Source organism: Streptomyces sp. NPDC002676, from assembly GCF_053592455.1.
Genome location: NZ_JBSFVT010000080.1, coordinates 1 through 1,244, shown reverse-complemented (window position 1 = coordinate 1,244; position 1,244 = coordinate 1). Strand labels below are relative to the sequence as shown.

General features: G+C 67.7%; 2 protein-coding genes and 1 pseudogene. 1 reads left to right on the top strand and 2 read right to left on the bottom strand.

The features are described 5' to 3' along the window. Positions 1-94, top strand: a pseudogene (locus tag ACWD3E_RS43315) (transposase); the annotation flags it as partial. A gap of 111 nt (positions 95-205) precedes the next feature. Here ACWD3E_RS43315 and ACWD3E_RS43310 read toward each other — a convergent pair. Further along, on the bottom strand, positions 206-493 hold the full coding sequence (locus tag ACWD3E_RS43310; protein ID WP_451392947.1) for a hypothetical protein: 288 nt from the start codon (positions 491-493) through the stop codon (positions 206-208). A 158-nt stretch (positions 494-651) separates the two neighbouring features. Beyond that, on the bottom strand, positions 652-1,244 hold a 593-nt coding region (locus ACWD3E_RS43305), incomplete at its 5' end, for an ISL3 family transposase (RefSeq protein WP_451392946.1).

Genomic DNA, 1,244 nt, shown 5'->3' with positions numbered 1-1,244 from the left:
CAAGGTCATGGATGGCATGGCCGAATGGCAGAACCGCCCCCTCGACCGCGTCTACCCGGTCCTGTTCGTGGACGCCATCAACGTCAAGATCAGGGTTCTGTCGACGATCTTGTGATCCAGTGCGGAGAGTGTCACCGTGCGAGCAGGACGCGTTTGCGAAGGAGATCGAGGCCTGCACGGCCGAACATCTGGCGTTTCAGCATCTTCAGCCGGTTGATGTTGCCCTCAACAGCGCCTGAACTGTGCGACAGAGACAGACCATTGCGGACGGCGTGGACGTCGCGGCGGAGGTTGTGGGCGAGCCCGCAAGCGGAGCCAGGGTGTCGTGCTCGGCGCCGGCGATCCACTCCTCGAGCCGGTCGCCGTGGCGTGCGGTCATCATGACGGCGAACTTCCTGACGTGGCCGGTGAGGCGGTCCAGCTCGGGGTCGCGCTCACGCAGGCGGTGCAGCTTGTCGGCATCGCCGTCGGGGAGGTGTTCGGGATGGGTCATGATCCATGAGGTGACCTCGCGGACCGAGGGAGGTTTGGGGCCGGCGGCGGGTGCGTGTCCGCGCCCGCTGCGGTAGCGCCGCAGATGACGCTGGACGGCCAGCTCGCCTCCGGGATAGCCGAGTTTTTGGATCTCCCGGTGGAGCTGTGCGGCATTTCTTATGCCTTCGTTCCAGCGTCGGTGCAGGTAGCCGACGTACGGGTCGACGACATGCCCCGCTGCAGGCTCTTGGCGACGACATCATCAGCGGAGCGGGCGCCCACCAGCTTGCGGACGGTGGCCTGGTGCAGCCCGGGCTTCCGGCCGATCGCCGCCTTCGATATCCCTTGCGCCCACAGTTCGTGGGCGGCGGCATGCTGCTCACGCAGCCGGGTCACGATCTTCAGCTCCCGCGTTGGCTGGACCACCTCGGGCTCCGCCTCCGGTCCTGCAAGGGTGCCGGCGTCGCCGGATGCCGGCTCGGCCAGGCGGGAGCGATGAGCGTTGACCGTTCTCTCTACCGCCTGGCCAAGGTTGGCCCACAGGTGGTAGCGGCCGGCAACCTGCTCGGCTTGCGGCGCCCCGAGCCGTGCACCCTCGCCGTAACCGCTGGAGCGGTCCCGGCAGATGACCTTCACCTCGGGGTGATCGCGCAGCCAGGCGGCCAGGTCCTTGCTCTCGCGGCCGTCGTAGAGGTGCAGCGGCCGGTGGGTGGCCATGTCGATCAGCACCGTGCCGTAGTGGCGGCCCTTGCGGAAGGCAAAGTCGTCGA